Source organism: Streptococcus mitis, assembly GCF_047464035.1.
Taxonomy (GTDB): domain Bacteria; phylum Bacillota; class Bacilli; order Lactobacillales; family Streptococcaceae; genus Streptococcus; species Streptococcus mitis_DX.
On record NZ_JASHCQ010000001.1, the window covers coordinates 47,462 to 62,553 of the forward strand.

The 15,092-nt window shown below is 40.8% G+C and carries 16 protein-coding genes and 1 other annotated feature; of the genes, 15 read left to right on the top strand and 1 reads right to left on the bottom strand.

From position 1 onward, the window contains the following. Positions 1-81 precede the first annotated feature (81 nt). The 15 genes from pyrH (at position 82) to QM818_RS00320 (ending at position 13,174) form a co-directional block, all read left to right on the top strand. Positions 82-819, top strand: coding sequence for a UMP kinase (gene pyrH / locus QM818_RS00250; RefSeq protein ID WP_000002996.1), 738 nt, complete (start codon positions 82-84; stop codon positions 817-819). Between the two features lie 8 nt (positions 820-827). Next, positions 828-1,385 (top strand): ribosome recycling factor, encoded by a 558-nt coding sequence (frr, locus tag QM818_RS00255; protein ID WP_001262225.1) that lies wholly within the window; start codon positions 828-830, stop codon positions 1,383-1,385. A 59-nt stretch (positions 1,386-1,444) separates the two neighbouring features. Next, positions 1,445-2,299 (top strand): RNA-binding virulence regulatory protein CvfB, encoded by an 855-nt coding sequence (cvfB, locus tag QM818_RS00260; RefSeq protein WP_001095458.1) that lies wholly within the window; start codon positions 1,445-1,447, stop codon positions 2,297-2,299. Between the two features lie 8 nt (positions 2,300-2,307). Then, complete coding sequence (locus QM818_RS00265; RefSeq protein ID WP_001232083.1) at positions 2,308-2,523, top strand: YozE family protein; 216 nt, start codon at positions 2,308-2,310, stop codon at positions 2,521-2,523. A gap of 84 nt (positions 2,524-2,607) precedes the next feature. Then, positions 2,608-3,612 carry a PhoH family protein gene (locus QM818_RS00270; protein ID WP_414299759.1) on the top strand — a complete coding sequence of 335 codons (1,005 nt, stop codon included), beginning with the start codon at positions 2,608-2,610 and terminating at the stop codon, positions 3,610-3,612. Between the two features lie 211 nt (positions 3,613-3,823). After that, positions 3,824-4,393, top strand: a complete 570-nt coding sequence (locus QM818_RS00275) for a GNAT family N-acetyltransferase (protein ID WP_414299760.1) — start codon at positions 3,824-3,826, stop codon at positions 4,391-4,393. 66 nt (positions 4,394-4,459) lie between these two features. Beyond that, positions 4,460-5,110, top strand: coding sequence for a helix-hairpin-helix domain-containing protein (locus tag QM818_RS00280; protein WP_414299761.1), 651 nt, complete (start codon positions 4,460-4,462; stop codon positions 5,108-5,110). Then, complete coding sequence (locus tag QM818_RS00285; protein ID WP_414299762.1) at positions 5,094-7,334, top strand: DNA internalization-related competence protein ComEC/Rec2; 2,241 nt, start codon at positions 5,094-5,096, stop codon at positions 7,332-7,334. Before QM818_RS00280 ends, QM818_RS00285 begins: the two co-directional genes overlap by 17 nt. A gap of 72 nt (positions 7,335-7,406) precedes the next feature. Further along, positions 7,407-7,538, top strand: a sequence feature (ribosomal protein L20 leader region). A gap of 15 nt (positions 7,539-7,553) precedes the next feature. Next, the gene (gene infC / locus QM818_RS00290) at positions 7,554-8,084 is read left to right on the top strand and encodes a translation initiation factor IF-3 (protein WP_000848180.1); all 531 of its coding nucleotides are present in this window, start codon (positions 7,554-7,556) and stop codon (positions 8,082-8,084) included. A gap of 32 nt (positions 8,085-8,116) precedes the next feature. Continuing rightward, positions 8,117-8,317 (top strand): 50S ribosomal protein L35, encoded by a 201-nt coding sequence (rpmI, locus tag QM818_RS00295; protein WP_001125943.1) that lies wholly within the window; start codon positions 8,117-8,119, stop codon positions 8,315-8,317. 51 nt (positions 8,318-8,368) lie between these two features. Then, on the top strand, positions 8,369-8,728 hold the full coding sequence (rplT, locus tag QM818_RS00300) for a 50S ribosomal protein L20 (protein WP_000124834.1): 360 nt from the start codon (positions 8,369-8,371) through the stop codon (positions 8,726-8,728). A gap of 58 nt (positions 8,729-8,786) precedes the next feature. Beyond that, a complete protein-coding gene (gene gloA, locus QM818_RS00305; RefSeq protein ID WP_000157153.1) occupies positions 8,787-9,167 on the top strand; it encodes a lactoylglutathione lyase in 381 nt (126 codons plus the stop codon). Between the two features lie 248 nt (positions 9,168-9,415). Continuing rightward, the gene (locus QM818_RS00310) at positions 9,416-10,216 is read left to right on the top strand and encodes a dihydroorotate dehydrogenase electron transfer subunit (RefSeq protein ID WP_414299763.1); all 801 of its coding nucleotides are present in this window, start codon (positions 9,416-9,418) and stop codon (positions 10,214-10,216) included. Next, positions 10,179-11,165 carry a dihydroorotate dehydrogenase gene (locus QM818_RS00315; RefSeq protein ID WP_414299764.1) on the top strand — a complete coding sequence of 329 codons (987 nt, stop codon included), beginning with the start codon at positions 10,179-10,181 and terminating at the stop codon, positions 11,163-11,165. The genes QM818_RS00310 and QM818_RS00315 overlap by 38 nt, the downstream gene beginning before the upstream one ends. 128 nt (positions 11,166-11,293) lie before the next feature. Then, positions 11,294-13,174, top strand: coding sequence for a glucosaminidase domain-containing protein (locus QM818_RS00320; RefSeq protein ID WP_261039273.1), 1,881 nt, complete (start codon positions 11,294-11,296; stop codon positions 13,172-13,174). 205 nt (positions 13,175-13,379) lie between these two features. Here QM818_RS00320 and pavA read toward each other — a convergent pair whose 3' ends face one another. Beyond that, positions 13,380-15,035, bottom strand: coding sequence for an Rqc2 family fibronectin-binding protein PavA (gene pavA, locus QM818_RS00325; RefSeq protein WP_414299765.1), 1,656 nt, complete (start codon positions 15,033-15,035; stop codon positions 13,380-13,382). Between the last annotated feature and the right edge of the window lie 57 nt (positions 15,036-15,092).

The window sequence follows — 15,092 nt, forward strand, 5'->3', positions numbered from 1 at the left end:
TTTTTGAAAGAATTGCTCATGATACTATAAAAATCTTAGAAATTGTGATAAAATAGGTAGGATAAAAAAAGGAGAGTGAAAATGGCGAATCCCAAGTATAAACGTATTTTAATCAAGTTATCAGGTGAAGCCCTTGCCGGTGAACGTGGCGTAGGGATTGATATCCAAACAGTTCAAACAATCGCAAAAGAGATTCAAGAAGTTCATAGCTTAGGTATCGAAATTGCCCTTGTTATCGGTGGAGGAAATCTCTGGCGTGGAGAACCTGCAGCAGAAGCAGGTATGGACCGCGTTCAGGCAGATTACACAGGAATGCTTGGGACTGTTATGAATGCTCTTGTGATGGCAGATTCATTGCAACAAGTTGGGGTTGATACGCGTGTGCAAACAGCTATTGCTATGCAACAAGTGGCAGAGCCTTATGTCCGTGGACGTGCCCTTCGTCACCTTGAAAAAGGCCGTATCGTTATCTTTGGTGCTGGAATTGGTTCACCATACTTCTCAACAGATACAACAGCGGCTCTTCGTGCAGCTGAAATCGAAGCAGATGCCATCCTTATGGCTAAAAATGGTGTCGACGGTGTTTACAATGCCGATCCTAAGAAAGACAAGACAGCTGTTAAATTTGAAGAATTGACCCACCGTGACGTTATCAATAAAGGTCTCCGTATCATGGACTCAACAGCTTCAACCCTCTCAATGGATAACGACATTGACTTGGTTGTCTTCAACATGAACCAACCAGGCAACATCAAACGTGTCGTATTTGGTGAAAATATCGGAACAACAGTTTCAAACAATATCGAAGAAAAGGAATAAGAAAGATTATGGCTAACGCAATTATTGAAAAAGCTAAAGAGAGAATGACCCAGTCTCACCAATCACTTGCTCGTGAATTTGGTGGTATCCGTGCTGGCCGTGCCAATGCAAGCTTGCTTGACCGTGTACATGTAGAATACTATGGAGTAGAAACTCCTCTTAACCAAATCGCTTCAATTACGATTCCAGAAGCGCGTGTTTTGTTGGTGACACCATTTGACAAGTCTTCATTGAAAGACATCGAACGTGCCTTGAATGCCTCTGATCTTGGTATCACACCAGCTAACGATGGTTCTGTGATTCGCTTGGTTATCCCAGCTCTAACAGAAGAAACTCGTCGTGACCTTGCTAAAGAAGTGAAGAAGGTCGGCGAAAATGCTAAAGTGGCTGTCCGCAATATCCGTCGCGATGCTATGGACGAAGCTAAGAAACAAGAAAAAGCAAAAGAAATCACTGAAGACGAATTGAAGACTCTTGAAAAAGACATTCAAAAAGTAACAGACGATGCTGTTAAACACATCGACGACATGACTGCCAACAAAGAGAAAGAACTTTTGGAAGTCTAAAAATAAACAGAAAAACTCAGTTGGCATTGCTGGCTGAGTTTTATTCGAAAGAAGGAAATATGAATACAAATCTTGCAAGTTTTATCGTTGGACTGATCATCGATGAAAACGACCGTTTTTACTTTGTGCAAAAGGATGGTCAAACCTATGCTCTTGCTAAGGAAGAAGGTCAACATACGGTAGGGGATACGGTCAAAGGTTTTGCCTACACGGATATGAAGCAAAAACTCCGCCTGACCACTCTAGAAGTGACCGCCACTCAGGACCAATTTGGTTGGGGAACTGTAACGGAAGTTCGTAAAGACTTGGGTGTCTTTGTGGATACAGGCCTTCCTGACAAGGAAATCGTTGTGTCACTCGATATTCTCCCTGAGCTCAAGGAACTCTGGCCTAAGAAGGGCGACCAACTTTACATCCGTCTCGAAGTGGACAAGAAAGACCGTATCTGGGGACTCTTGGCTTATCAAGAAGACTTCAAACGTCTGGCTCGTCCTGCCTACAACAACATGCAGAACCAAAACTGGCCAGCCATTGTTTACCGCCTCAAGCTGTCAGGGACTTTTGTTTACCTGCCAGAAAATAACATGCTTGGCTTTATCCATCCTAGCGAGCGCTACGCAGAGCCACGTTTGGGTCAAGTTTTAGATGCGCGTGTTATTGGTTTCCGTGAAGTGGACCGTACTTTGAACCTATCCCTTAAACCACGTTCCTTTGAGATGTTGGAAAATGATGCCCAGATGATTTTGACCTACTTGGAAAGCAATGGTGGTTTCATGACCTTGAATGACAAGTCATCCCCTGAGGATATCAAGGCAACCTTTGGAATTTCTAAAGGTCAGTTCAAGAAAGCACTCGGTGGCTTGATGAAGGCTGGTAAAATCAAGCAAGACCAGTTTGGGACAGAGTTGATTTAGGGAGACATATGAGAAAATCATTTTACACTTGGCTCATGACCGAGCGCAATCCTAAAAGTAACAGTCCCAAAGCTATCTTGGCAGACCTAGCTTTTGAAGAGTCAGCCTTTCCAAAACACACAGATGATTTTGATGAGGTGAGTCGCTTTTTGGAGGAGCATGCCAGTTTCTCTTTTAACCTAGGAGACTTTGACGCTATCTGGCAAGAATACATAGAGCACTAGCATGATTCACTGGGTTTGGGCTAGTAATTTCTCCACCCCTTTGCTATAATAAAAAGAAATAAAAGGATTAGAGAGGTTCTTTATTTGAAGGAACATTCAATAGACATTCAACTGAGTCATCCAGATGACCTGTTTCATCTTTTTGGTTCCAATGAACGCCATCTTCGTTTGATGGAAGAAGAGCTTGATGTGGTGATTCATGCTCGTACGGAGATTGTCCAGGTTTTGGGAGAAGAGGCTGCTTGTGAGGAAGCCCGTCAGGTTATTCAAGCTCTCATGGTCTTGGTGAACCGTGGGATGACCGTTGGTACGCCAGATGTGGTGACTGCAATTAGCATGGTCAAAAACGATGAAATCGACAAGTTTGTCGCCCTTTACGAAGAAGAAATCATCAAGGATAATACAGGGAAACCTATCCGTGTCAAAACACTGGGTCAAAAACTTTATGTGGACAGTGTTAAACAGCATGATGTGACCTTTGGAATTGGGCCAGCAGGAACAGGGAAGACCTTTCTTGCAGTGACCTTGGCAGTGACTGCTCTTAAACGTGGGCAGGTCAAGCGGATTATCTTGACTCGTCCAGCAGTGGAAGCAGGAGAGAGTCTAGGTTTTCTTCCGGGTGATCTTAAGGAGAAGGTAGATCCTTACCTTCGACCTGTTTATGATGCCTTGTATCAGATTCTGGGAAAAGACCAAACGACTCGTCTCATGGAGCGTGAAATTATCGAGATTGCGCCCCTTGCCTACATGCGTGGACGGACCTTGGATGATGCCTTTGTCATTCTCGATGAGGCACAAAATACGACCATCATGCAGATGAAGATGTTCTTGACGCGTTTAGGCTTTAATTCTAAGATGATTGTCAATGGAGATATCAGTCAGATTGACCTTCCGCGTAACGTCAAGTCCGGTTTGATTGATGCCCAAGAAAAGCTCAAGAACATTCACCAGATTGACTTTGTTCATTTTTCAGCCAAGGATGTGGTTCGCCATCCAGTTGTCGCTCAGATTATCCGAGCTTATGAACCAGCTCCAGTTAAAAATGAAGAGCGTGAAGAATTAGACCCTCAACCTTTATTTGAAGGATAGTTCTTTTGTACTTAAAGTTATCTCAATGCTAAATCTATAGTTGATTGAAGCTAGAATAGTACGTTGTGACTGCTAAAACATTTCTAGAAATTAATTTGACTTTCCTGATTGATTTGTTTATATCTTATTTCAATCTACTATAAGTTTGCTTTTAAATGTTTTATTCAATATCCTTATATTAGATTAGAAAGGTTTCAAGTGGTGGAATCCTATGGAATCAATCTTTTTAAAACTAGCTCAGTATCCCATAGTGGAGACAGAGCGTTTATTGCTTAGACCTGTAACCTTGGATGATGCGGAAGCAATGTTTGACTATGCCTCGGACAAGGATAATACGCGCTACACTTTTCCAACCAATCAAAGCTTGGAAGAAACCAAGAATAACATTGCTCAGTTCTACTTGGCCAATCCCTTAGGACGTTGGGGAATAGAACTAAAAAGCAATGGCAAATTTATCGGAACCATTGATTTGCACAAGATTGATTCTGTTCTCAAGAAGGCAGCTATTGGCTACATTATCAATAAAAAGTATTGGAATCAAGGATTGACGACAGAAGCCAATCGTGCTGTGATTGAGCTAGCTTTTGAGAAGATAGGAATGAATAAGTTAGTTGCTTTACACGATAAGGCTAATCCTGCGTCTGGAAAGGTCATGGAGAAATCAGGAATGCATTTTTCCCACGAAGAAGCTTATGCTTGTATGGACCAGCATGAAGAAGGCCGAATCGTGACAAGAGTTCATTATGTCTTGACCAAGGAAGACTATTTTGCAAATAATTAAGCAGTTGAGAAGAATTTTTCAACTGTTTTTTCTTCCTCTTACGAATAATCTAAGAGAGGAGAAAATATGGAAGCAATTATCGAGAAAATCAAAGAGTATAAAATCATTGTCATCTGTACTGGTCTGGGCTTACTTGTAGGAGGATTTTTCCTGCTAAAGCCAGCTTCACACATACCTGTCAAAGAAACGAATTTGCAGGCTGAAGTTGTAGCTGTTTCCAAGGATTCGGTATCCGAAAAGGAAGTAAAGAAGGAAGAAAAGGAAGAACCGGTTGAACAAGATCTAATCACAGTAGATGTAAAAGGCGCTGTTAAAGCACCTGGAATTTATGATTTGCCGGTAGGTAGTCGAGTCAATGATGCTGTTCAGAAGGCTGGTGGCTTGACAGAGCAAGCAGATAGCAAGTCGCTCAATCTAGCTCAGAAAGTTAGTGATGAGGCTCTGGTTTACGTTCCCACTAAGGGAGAAGAGGCAGCTAGTCAGCAGGCAGGTTCTGGGGCAGCTTCTTCGACGAGCAAGGAAAAGAAGGTCAATCTCAACAAAGCCAGTCTGGAAGAACTCAAGCAGGTTAAGGGTCTGGGAGGAAAACGAGCTCAGGATATTATCGACCATCGTGAGGCAAATGGGAAATTCAAGTCGGTTGATGAACTTAAGAAGGTCTCTGGCATTGGTGCTAAAACGATGGAAAAGCTAAAAGACTATGTTACAGTGGATTAAGAATTTCTCTATTCCCCTAATTTACCTGAGTTTTCTGTTATTTTGGCTTTACTACGCCATTTTTTCAGCATCTTATCTTGCTTTGTTGGGCTTCGTTTTTCTGCTAGTCTGTCTTTTTATTCAATTTCATTGGAAACCTGCTAGCAAAGTTCTAGTGATTTGCGGAATCTTTGGATTTTGGTTTCTGTTTCAAACTTGGCAACAGAGTCAAGCGAGTCAAAATTTGGCAGATTCTGTTGAAAGGGTACGGATTTTGCCTGACACTGTTAAGGTCAATGGTGATAGTCTATCCTTTCGTGGCAAGTCTGATGGACGCATTTTTCAAGTCTATTATAAACTCCAGTCCGAGGAGGAGAAAGAAGCCTTTCAAGCTTTAACAGCCCTTCATGACTTGGAACTAGAAGGAAAATTTTCGGAACCAGAGGGGCAGAGAAATTTTGGTGGTTTTGACTACCAAGCTTATCTGAAGACTCAGGGAATTTTCCAGACTCTCAATATCAAAAAAATCCAGTCACTTCAAAAGGTAAGCAGTTGGGATATAGGCGAAAACTTGTCCAGTTTACGCCGTAAGGCTGTAGTTTGGATTAAGACACATTTTCCAGACCCTATGCGCAATTACATGACAGGGCTTTTGCTAGGATATCTGGACACAGATTTTGAGGAGATGAATGAGCTTTATTCCAGTCTAGGAATTATTCATCTTTTTGCCTTGTCGGGTATGCAGGTAGGATTTTTCATGGATGGATTTAAGAAACTTCTCTTACGATTGGGCTTGACCCAAGAAAAGTTGAAATGGCTGACCTATCCCTTTTCCCTTATCTATGCAGGGCTGACAGGATTTTCAGCATCGGTTATTCGCAGTCTCTTACAAAAGTTACTGGCTCAACATGGTGTTAAGGGTTTGGATAATTTTGCCTTGACGGTCCTTATCCTCTTTATCATCATGCCCAACTTTTTCTTGACAGCAGGAGGAGTCTTGTCCTGCGCTTATGCTTTTATCTTGACCATGACTAGTAAAGAAGGAGAGGGGCTCAAGGCTGTTGCTAGAGAAAGTCTAGTCATTTCTTTGGGAATATTGCCCATTCTATCCTTCTATTTTGCGGAATTTCAACCTTGGTCCATCCTTTTGACCTTTGTCTTTTCCTTTCTTTTTGACTTGGTCTTCTTACCGCTCTTGTCTATCTTATTTGCCCTTTCCTTTCTCTATCCAGTCATTCAGCTTAATTTTATTTTTGAATGGTTGGAGGGCATTATTCGCTTGGTCTCACAGGTGGCAAGTAGACCTCTAGTCTTTGGACAACCCAATGCATGGCTTTTAATTTTATTGTTAATTTCCTTGGCTTTGGTCTATGATTTGAGGAAAAACATTAAAAGGCTAATAGTATTGAGCTTATTGATTACAGGGCTCTTTCTCCTGACCAAGCATCCACTGGAAAATGAAATTACCATGCTGGATGTGGGGCAAGGCGAAAGTATTTTCCTACGGGATGTAACTGGTAAGACCATTCTCATAGATGTAGGTGGCAAGGCAGAATCTGATAAGAAAATCGAAAAATGGCAAGAAAAGGCGACGACCAGCAATGCCCAGCGAACCTTGATACCCTATCTTAAAAGTCGAGGAGTAGCTAAGATTGACCAGCTAATTTTGACTAACATGGACAAGGAACATGTTGGAGATTTGTTAGAGATGCCCAAGGCTTTCCATGTAGGGGAAATTTTAGTATCAAAAGGAAGTCTGAAACAGAAGGAATTGGTGGCAGAAATACAAGCGACTCAAACCAAGGTTCGTAGTGTGTCAGTGGGAGAGAATCTTCCAATTTTTGGAAGTCAGTTAGAAGTCCTATCTCCAAGGAAAATTGGAGATGTAGGTCATGAAGATTCCCTGGTTCTTTATGGGAAACTATTGGATAAGCACTTTCTTTTCACAGGAAATTTGGAGGAGAAAGGAGAGAAGGATTTGCTGAAGCATTATCCTGACCTAGAGGTGGATGTTTTGAAAGCTAGTCAACATGGCTCTAAAAACTCATCAAGTTCAGCCTTTTTAGAACAACTCAAACCAGAAATGACTCTCATCTCAGTTGGAAAGAACAATCGAACGAAACTCCCCCATCAGGAAACCTTGACCCGACTGGAAGGTATCAATAGTAAAGTTTATCGGACTGATCAGCATGGAGCTATACGCTTTAAAGGGTGGAGGAGTTGGAAAATAGAAACGGTTGGTTAATGATCAGAAACTTTTCAAAAAAATAACTTTTTATCTTGACAAGGGCTAGAAAACTTGGTATCATATAAAAGTTGAGAAAAGCAGAAGTGAGAGCTTCTCGCCTTGTGACATCAAGTTGCCTGGCCCTACGGATGAAAAGTTTCTAAGAAACGCTATCATAACGTGCGGGCTTGTATATTTACGAGTCCGCTATTGTTTTTCTCTAATAAAACAAAAGAGGTGAAAACCATAGCAAAGCAAGACTTATTCATCAATGATGAGATTCGTGTACGTGAAGTTCGCTTGATCGGTCTTGAGGGAGAACAGTTAGGTATCAAGCCACTCAGTGAAGCGCAAGCTTTGGCTGATAACGCTAATGTTGACCTAGTGTTGATTCAACCCCAAGCCAAACCGCCTGTTGCAAAAATTATGGACTACGGTAAGTTCAAATTTGAGTACCAGAAGAAGCAAAAAGAACAACGTAAAAAACAAAGTGTTGTTACTGTGAAAGAAGTTCGTCTAAGTCCAACGATTGACAAGGGTGACTTTGATACAAAACTTCGCAATGCACGCAAATTCCTTGAAAAAGGAAATAAAGTTAAGGTATCTATTCGCTTTAAGGGTCGTATGATTACCCATAAAGAGATTGGTGCAAAAGTTTTAGCCGAGTTTGCTGAAGCAACTCAAGATATTGCCATCATCGAACAACGTGCTAAAATGGATGGACGTCAAATGTTCATGCAATTGGCGCCAGCGACTGACAAAAAATAATTGTCAGAAAGTTAAATAAAGGAGAAAAAATCATGCCAAAACAAAAAACACACCGCGCATCAGCTAAACGTTTCAAACGTACAGGTTCTGGTGGACTTAAACGTTTCCGTGCTTACACTTCTCACCGTTTCCACGGAAAAACTAAGAAACAACGTCGTCATCTTCGTAAAGCATCTATGGTGCATTCAGGAGATTACAAACGTATCAAAGCAATGCTTACTCGCTTGAAATAATAGCTTGACTGTAAGTAAACAATTCTAGGAAATATTTGGAGGAAATAAAACATGGCACGTGTTAAAGGTGGCGTTGTATCACGCAAACGTCGTAAACGTATTCTTAAATTAGCAAAAGGTTACTATGGAGCTAAACACATCTTGTTCCGTACTGCAAAAGAACAAGTAATGAACTCTTACTACTATGCATACCGTGACCGTCGTCAGAAAAAACGTGACTTCCGCAAATTGTGGATCACTCGTATCAACGCGGCAGCTCGTATGAACGGACTTTCATACTCACAATTGATGCATGGTTTGAAATTGGCTGAGATCGAAGTTAACCGTAAAATGCTTGCTGACTTGGCTGTTAACGATGCAGCAGCTTTCACAGCTCTTGCAGATGCAGCGAAAGCAAAACTTGGTAAATAATAACAGATAAGACTGGAACAGGATTGTCCCAGTCTTTTTAAAAATAAAGGAGAAAAATATGGCTTCAAAAATGCTACACACTTGTTTACGAGTAGAAAATCTTGAAAAATCAATTGCATTTTATCAAGATGCTTTTGGTTTTAAAGAATTGCGCCGCAGAGATTTTCCAGATCATGCCTTCACGATCGTTTATCTAGGACTTGAGGGTGACGACTATGAGTTGGAGTTGACTTACAATTACGATCACGGTCCTTATGTGGTTGGAGATGGATTTGCCCATATCGCCCTAAGTACCCCTGATCTTGAGGCGCTTCATCAAGAGCACAGTGCCAAAGGTTATGAAGTTACTGAGCCAAATGGTCTACCAGGAACTGCACCTAACTATTACTTTGTCAAGGATCCTGATGGATATAAGGTAGAAGTCATTCGTGAAAAATAATCTCATGAAGTCAAGTGGAATGTTCGTTTTCTACTTGACTTTTTTAAGCTGAAAGAGTATACTAGTAAAAATTTAACCTTTAAGGGGAGTCCCGAGAGACTCACAAGGTGTCAGATAAAAGAATAGTACAATTTTCTAGAGGAGTCTTTTTGAGTGTGCTCTCTTGTGTTGTACGATTTTAACTGAGGCCTTGCACTAGCAAGGTCTTTTCTTTATCTGGTCCCCTTAAAATTTAAGGAGGAAAAGTCATGAATCCCACATGTAAGAAACGTTTGGGTGCAATTCGTTTGGAAACCATGAAGGTGGTAGCACAGGAGGAAATCGCGCCAGCAATCTTTGAATTAGTCCTAGAAGGGGAAATGGTTGAAGCCATGCGAGCAGGCCAATTTCTTCATCTGCGTGTGCCTGATGATGCCCATCTTTTGCGCCGTCCTATTTCAATTTCGTCTATTGATAAGGTAAACAAACAGTGTCATCTCATTTATCGGATTGAAGGTGCTGGTACAGCTATTTTTTCAACCTTAAGTCAGGGAGATACTCTTGATGTGATGGGACCTCAGGGAAATGGTTTTGACTTGTCTGACCTAGATGAGCAGAGTCAGGTTCTTCTTGTTGGAGGGGGGATTGGTGTTCCGCCCTTGCTTGAAGTAGCCAAGGAATTGCATACGCGTGGTGTGAAAGTAGTGACAGTCCTCGGTTTTGCTAATAAGGCTGCTGTTATTCTCGAAAAGGAATTAGCCCAATATGGTCAAGTCTTTGTAACGACAGATGATGGTTCTTATGGTATCAAGGGAAATGTTTCCGTTGTTATCAAGGATTTAGACAATCAATTTGATGCTGTTTACTCATGTGGGGCTCCAGGAATGATGAAGTATATCAATCAAACCTTTTATGACCACCCAAGAGCCTATCTATCTCTAGAATCTCGTATGGCTTGTGGGATGGGAGCTTGCTATGCCTGTGTCCTAAAAGTACCAGAAAGCGAGACGGTCAGCCAACGCGTCTGTGAAGATGGCCCTGTTTTCCGCACAGGAACAGTTGTATTATAAGGAGAAAATTATGACTACAAATCGTTTACAAGTTTCTCTACCAGGCTTGGATTTGAAAAATCCGATTATTCCAGCATCAGGCTGTTTTGGTTTTGGTCAAGAGTATGCCAAGTACTATGATTTAGACCTTTTAGGTTCTATTATGATCAAGGCGACAACTCTTGAACCTCGCTTTGGCAATCCAACTCCAAGGGTGGCAGAGACACCCGCTGGTATGCTTAATGCAATTGGCTTGCAAAATCCTGGTTTAGAGGTTGTTTTGGCTGAAAAGCTACCTTGGCTGGAAAGAGAATATCCAAATCTTCCTATTATTGCCAATGTAGCTGGTTTTTCAAAACAAGAGTATGCAGCTGTTTCTCATGGTATTTCCAAGGCAGCTAATGTAAAGGCAATTGAGCTCAATATCTCTTGTCCTAACGTAGATCATTGCAATCACGGACTCTTGATTGGTCAAGATCCTGATCTGGCTTATGATGTGGTGAAAGCAGCTGTGGAAGCCTCTGATGTGCCAGTTTATGTAAAATTAACTCCTAGTGTGACCGATATCGTCACTGTCGCAAAAGCAGCAGAAGATGCGGGAGCAAGTGGCTTAACCATGATTAATACTCTAGTTGGAATGCGCTTTGACCTCAAAACCAGAAAACCAATCTTGGCCAATGGAACAGGTGGAATGTCTGGTCCAGCAGTATTTCCAGTAGCCCTCAAACTCATTCGCCAAGTAGCTCAAACAACAGACCTGCCTATCATTGGAATGGGGGGAGTGGATTCGGCTGAAACTGCACTAGAAATGTATCTGGCGGGAGCATCTGCTATTGGAGTTGGAACAGCCAACTTTACCAATCCTTATGCCTGCCCTGATATCATCGAAAATTTACCAAAAGTCATGGATAAATACGGTATTAGCAGTCTGGAAGATCTACGCAAGGAAGTAAAAGCTAGCTTTAGATAAGCTAGAACATCTTTATCGTCAATAAGACACAGAATTTTCATCATTTTGTAATATTCTCATCTTTATAACTATGTTAGAATAAAATTAATCATGAATGATGTAGATGAATTTCTACTTAGGGGAGTAAAATGAAGAGAACACTACTTGTAAGCACAGCAGTGCTTGCATTGGCAATTGTGCCAACAACATCAGTATTTGCTGAAGATAAAACAACAGACCAAAGTCAAACGACAAATAAGAGTCAATCTGTGGATAAAAATCAGACTCCAACATCAGAAGAGAAAAAAGTTGTTGAATATACAAAGAATGAGACTGCAAAGACGGAAAAAAAGAAAGAACCAGTTGTTGTAGAAGAAGATAATTCTAAAAAAGAGGCTATTTCAAACAAAGAAAAAGTTGAAGAAGTTCCTAAGAATGGTTGGCAGAAAGAGAACGGGGAATGGCTTTTTTATGAGAATAATCAACCAATCAAAAACTGGAAAAAAATTGCGGGTGTCTGGTATTTCTTTGATCAAAATGGAATCATGGCTAGCAATAGGATTGTTAATGACTATGCTTTTCATACTAGTGGAGCAATGGTAGAAAATTCCTGGGTAAAAATTGCTGATAAATGGTATTATGCTACAGATTCAGGAAAGATTGTTCGTAATAGATGGGAAAGAGTTGGCAATGTTTGGTATTACTTCAACCAAGATGGAGTTATGGCTAGCAATACTCTAGTTGACGATTATCTTCTTAATAGCAGTGGGGCAATGGCTCAAAATGATTGGGAAAAAATTGCTGATAAATGGTATTATGCTACAGATTCAGGAAAGATTGTCCGTAATAAATGGGAAAAAATTAATGGAATATGGTACTATTTTAACAGTGACGGTGTGATGGCTAGTAATCAGTGGAAAGATGCTTACTATCTAAAAAATAGTGGAGCGATGGCTGAAAAAGAATGGATTTTTGATAAATCTTATAATAGCTGGTTTTACCTAAAATCAGGTGGTGCTTATGCTTCACGTGAATGGATTGATGCTTATTACCTCAAATCTGGTGGTTATATGGCCAAGAATGAATGGATTTTTGACCCTAACTACAATGCATGGTACTACCTAAAAGAAGATGGGAGTTATGTTACTGGTGCTTTTAACATCGAAAATAAATCCTACTTCTTCCAGGGGGATGGAAAGTGGATTCAAAGCCCCAAATATTTTAAGGTTAGACCAATCACAGCCTATATTTATAGCGAATCAGGAGATATTTTGAGTTATGTCAATCAGGGAAGTATTGTGACCTATGATAGCTCTAAAAGTAAGGGCAGTCGCCTTGCTGTTTCAATATCAGGCTTGTCTGGTTATATGAATCAAAACGATTTGACTTTAGTTGATGAAGAAAGTGAGTTTATTCCTCACTATACTACTGACGGAAGATTCCTATATCATGAACTTTCTCCATACACTAGTATTCGGGTAGCTCCACATACTTCAGCCATGAAAATTGGCAAGAAGTATTATTCAAATGATGGAGAACATTTTGATGGGTTTACTATCAAGAATCGTTTTCTTTTTAAGAATTTGACTGAACCAACCAACTATAGTGCGGATGAATTAAATAGAGTTTATTCGATGATGAATATCCGAAACAGCCGTCTTGCTGGTAAAGGAGCAATTTTTAAAGAAGCTGAAGAACGTTACGGTGTCAATGCTCTTTATTTAATGGCTCACAGTGCGCTAGAAAGTGCTTGGGGACGTAGCCAAATTGCTAATGATAAAAATAACTTCTTCGGAATAGCTGCTTACGATACCAGTCCCTATGATTCAGCTAAGAAATTTGATGATGTAGATAAAGGAATTCTTGGTGCGGCCAAGTGGATTCGTGAGAACTATATTGACCGTGGAAGAGATCACCTTGGAAATAAAGCGACAGGAATGAATGTACGCTATGCATCAGATCCGTACTGGGGTGAAAAAATAGCTAGTATCATGATGAATATCAATAGTCGACTTGGTGGAAAAGATTAGTCCTATAATTGGATATGATTTGAGTATAATACTCAATGAAAATCAAAGAGCAAACTAGGAAACTAGCCGCAGGTTGCTCAAAACACTGTTTTGAGGTTGTAGATAAGACTGACGAAGTCAGTCACATATATACGGCAAGGCGACGTTGACGTGGTTTGAAGAGATTTTCGAAGAGTATAAGCTAAAAATCCTGATTTCAAGTAAATCAGGATTTTTTCATGGATGCAATTTTTTCTGGGTCTGGTGTGACACGGAGGGTCTTTTGTCCGGTATAGGTTACAAAACCGGGTTTTCCACCAGTTGGTTTGTTGAGTTTCTTGACTTCAATCATATCTACCTGCACCAGATTCGACAGGCGCCCTTGAGAGAAGTAGGCAGCTAACTCTGCTGCGTCTGTCTTGACTTCATCAGATGGGTCAAGATTTCCTGAGATGACAACATGGCTTCCAGGAATGTCCTTGGCATGGAACCAAAGTTCCTCCTTGCGGGCCATTTTAAAGGTCAATTCCTCATTTTGCAGGTTATTGCGGCCGACATAGATGATGGTTTTGCCATCGCTTGCCAGATACTGTTCTGGTTTTTTGCGTTTCTGGATTTTCTCCCGTTGTCTTCTGCGGATAAAACCTGTTTGAATCAATTCTTCACGAATTTCAGCGATTTCTTCCAGTCCAGCTTGGTTGAGAACAGTTTCCACACTTTCCAGATAGAGAATAGTGGCCTTGGTTTCCTCAATCAGATCAGTCAAGTATTTGACAGCTTCTTTGAGTTTCTGATACCGTTTAAAATAGCGTTGGGCATTTTGGTTGGGAGTCAGAGCCTTATCAAGCGCAATCGTGATAGGTTGGTTGGTATAGTAGTTGTCTAGGATAACCTGGTCTTGGTCGTTAGGCACTTGGTGGAGGAAGGTTGTTAGCAATTCCCCTTTTTGGCGAAATTCTTCAGCATTGTCTGTCGCCAATAATTCTTTTTCTTGTTTTTTTAGCTTATGTCGATTTTTCTGAAGTTCATTTTCAACACGACGAATCAGTTCACTAGCTTGCTGTTTGACACGGTCTCGCTCAGCCTTGTCCTTATAGTAGGTGTCCAACAAATCCGAAAGGTTGGCAAAAGGCTCTCCCACTTGATTTGCAAAAGGAACTGGACTGAAGGAAGTCTCAGTCAAGCATGGCTTGGTTTCTTGGTTGAAAAAGGTACGGAAAGTGGAAAGTTTATCACTAATCAGAATGTTTTCCAATTCATTTGCCGTATCGCGTCCCAGACCTTGAAAGAGGCTTTGAAGGTTTTTAGCTGTTGTTTCCTGTGTTTGTAGGATTTCAAAGAGCTTCTCATCCTTGATTGTGAAAGGGTTGAGTGATTCCGTACTTGGCGGAGCGATATAGGTCGATCCAGGAAGCAAGGTACGGTAGCTATTTTGTGAAAAGCCAACATGTTTGATAACTTCGAGGATTTTATGACTGCTTTTATCAACAAGTAGAATATTACTGTGTTTCCCCATGATTTCGATAATCAAGGTAGCCTGGATATGGTCTCCAATCTCGTTTTTATTGGAAACGGTGATTTCCACAATACGGTCATTTTCTACTTGCTCAATTGATTCAATCAGGGCACCCTGCAAATATTTTCTTAAAACCATGATAAAGGTAGAAGGTTGGGCTGGATTTTCAAAAGTGGTTTGGGTCAGCTGAATGCGTCCAAAAACTGGATGGGCAGAAAGGAGCAGGCGATGGTTTTGGCGATTGCTGCGGATTTGCAAGACCAACTCTTGTTCAAAAGGTTGATTGATTTTCTGAATGCGACCGTTCACTAACTCTCTTTGCAATTCCTCAACCATGTGGTGTAAAAAAAATCCGTCAAATGACATCGTTCTCTCCTTGTGATTGTATTCCATAGTATTATATCAAAAAGGTAGAATAAAATC

Coding starts and splice junctions, on each gene's coding strand:
- pyrH (WP_000002996.1), top strand. CDS start 82: ATGGCGAATCCCAAGTATAAACGTATTTTAATCAAGTTATCAGGTGAA.
- frr (WP_001262225.1), top strand. CDS start 828: ATGGCTAACGCAATTATTGAAAAAGCTAAAGAGAGAATGACCCAGTCT.
- cvfB (WP_001095458.1), top strand. CDS start 1,445: ATGAATACAAATCTTGCAAGTTTTATCGTTGGACTGATCATCGATGAA.
- QM818_RS00265 (WP_001232083.1), top strand. CDS start 2,308: ATGAGAAAATCATTTTACACTTGGCTCATGACCGAGCGCAATCCTAAA.
- QM818_RS00275 (WP_414299760.1), top strand. CDS start 3,824: ATGGAATCAATCTTTTTAAAACTAGCTCAGTATCCCATAGTGGAGACA.
- QM818_RS00280 (WP_414299761.1), top strand. CDS start 4,460: ATGGAAGCAATTATCGAGAAAATCAAAGAGTATAAAATCATTGTCATC.
- QM818_RS00285 (WP_414299762.1), top strand. CDS start 5,094: ATGTTACAGTGGATTAAGAATTTCTCTATTCCCCTAATTTACCTGAGT.
- rpmI (WP_001125943.1), top strand. CDS start 8,117: ATGCCAAAACAAAAAACACACCGCGCATCAGCTAAACGTTTCAAACGT.
- rplT (WP_000124834.1), top strand. CDS start 8,369: ATGGCACGTGTTAAAGGTGGCGTTGTATCACGCAAACGTCGTAAACGT.
- gloA (WP_000157153.1), top strand. CDS start 8,787: ATGGCTTCAAAAATGCTACACACTTGTTTACGAGTAGAAAATCTTGAA.
- QM818_RS00310 (WP_414299763.1), top strand. CDS start 9,416: ATGAATCCCACATGTAAGAAACGTTTGGGTGCAATTCGTTTGGAAACC.
- QM818_RS00315 (WP_414299764.1), top strand. CDS start 10,179: ATGGCCCTGTTTTCCGCACAGGAACAGTTGTATTATAAGGAGAAAATT.
- QM818_RS00320 (WP_261039273.1), top strand. CDS start 11,294: ATGAAGAGAACACTACTTGTAAGCACAGCAGTGCTTGCATTGGCAATT.
- pavA (WP_414299765.1), bottom strand. CDS start 15,035: ATGTCATTTGACGGATTTTTTTTACACCACATGGTTGAGGAATTGCAA.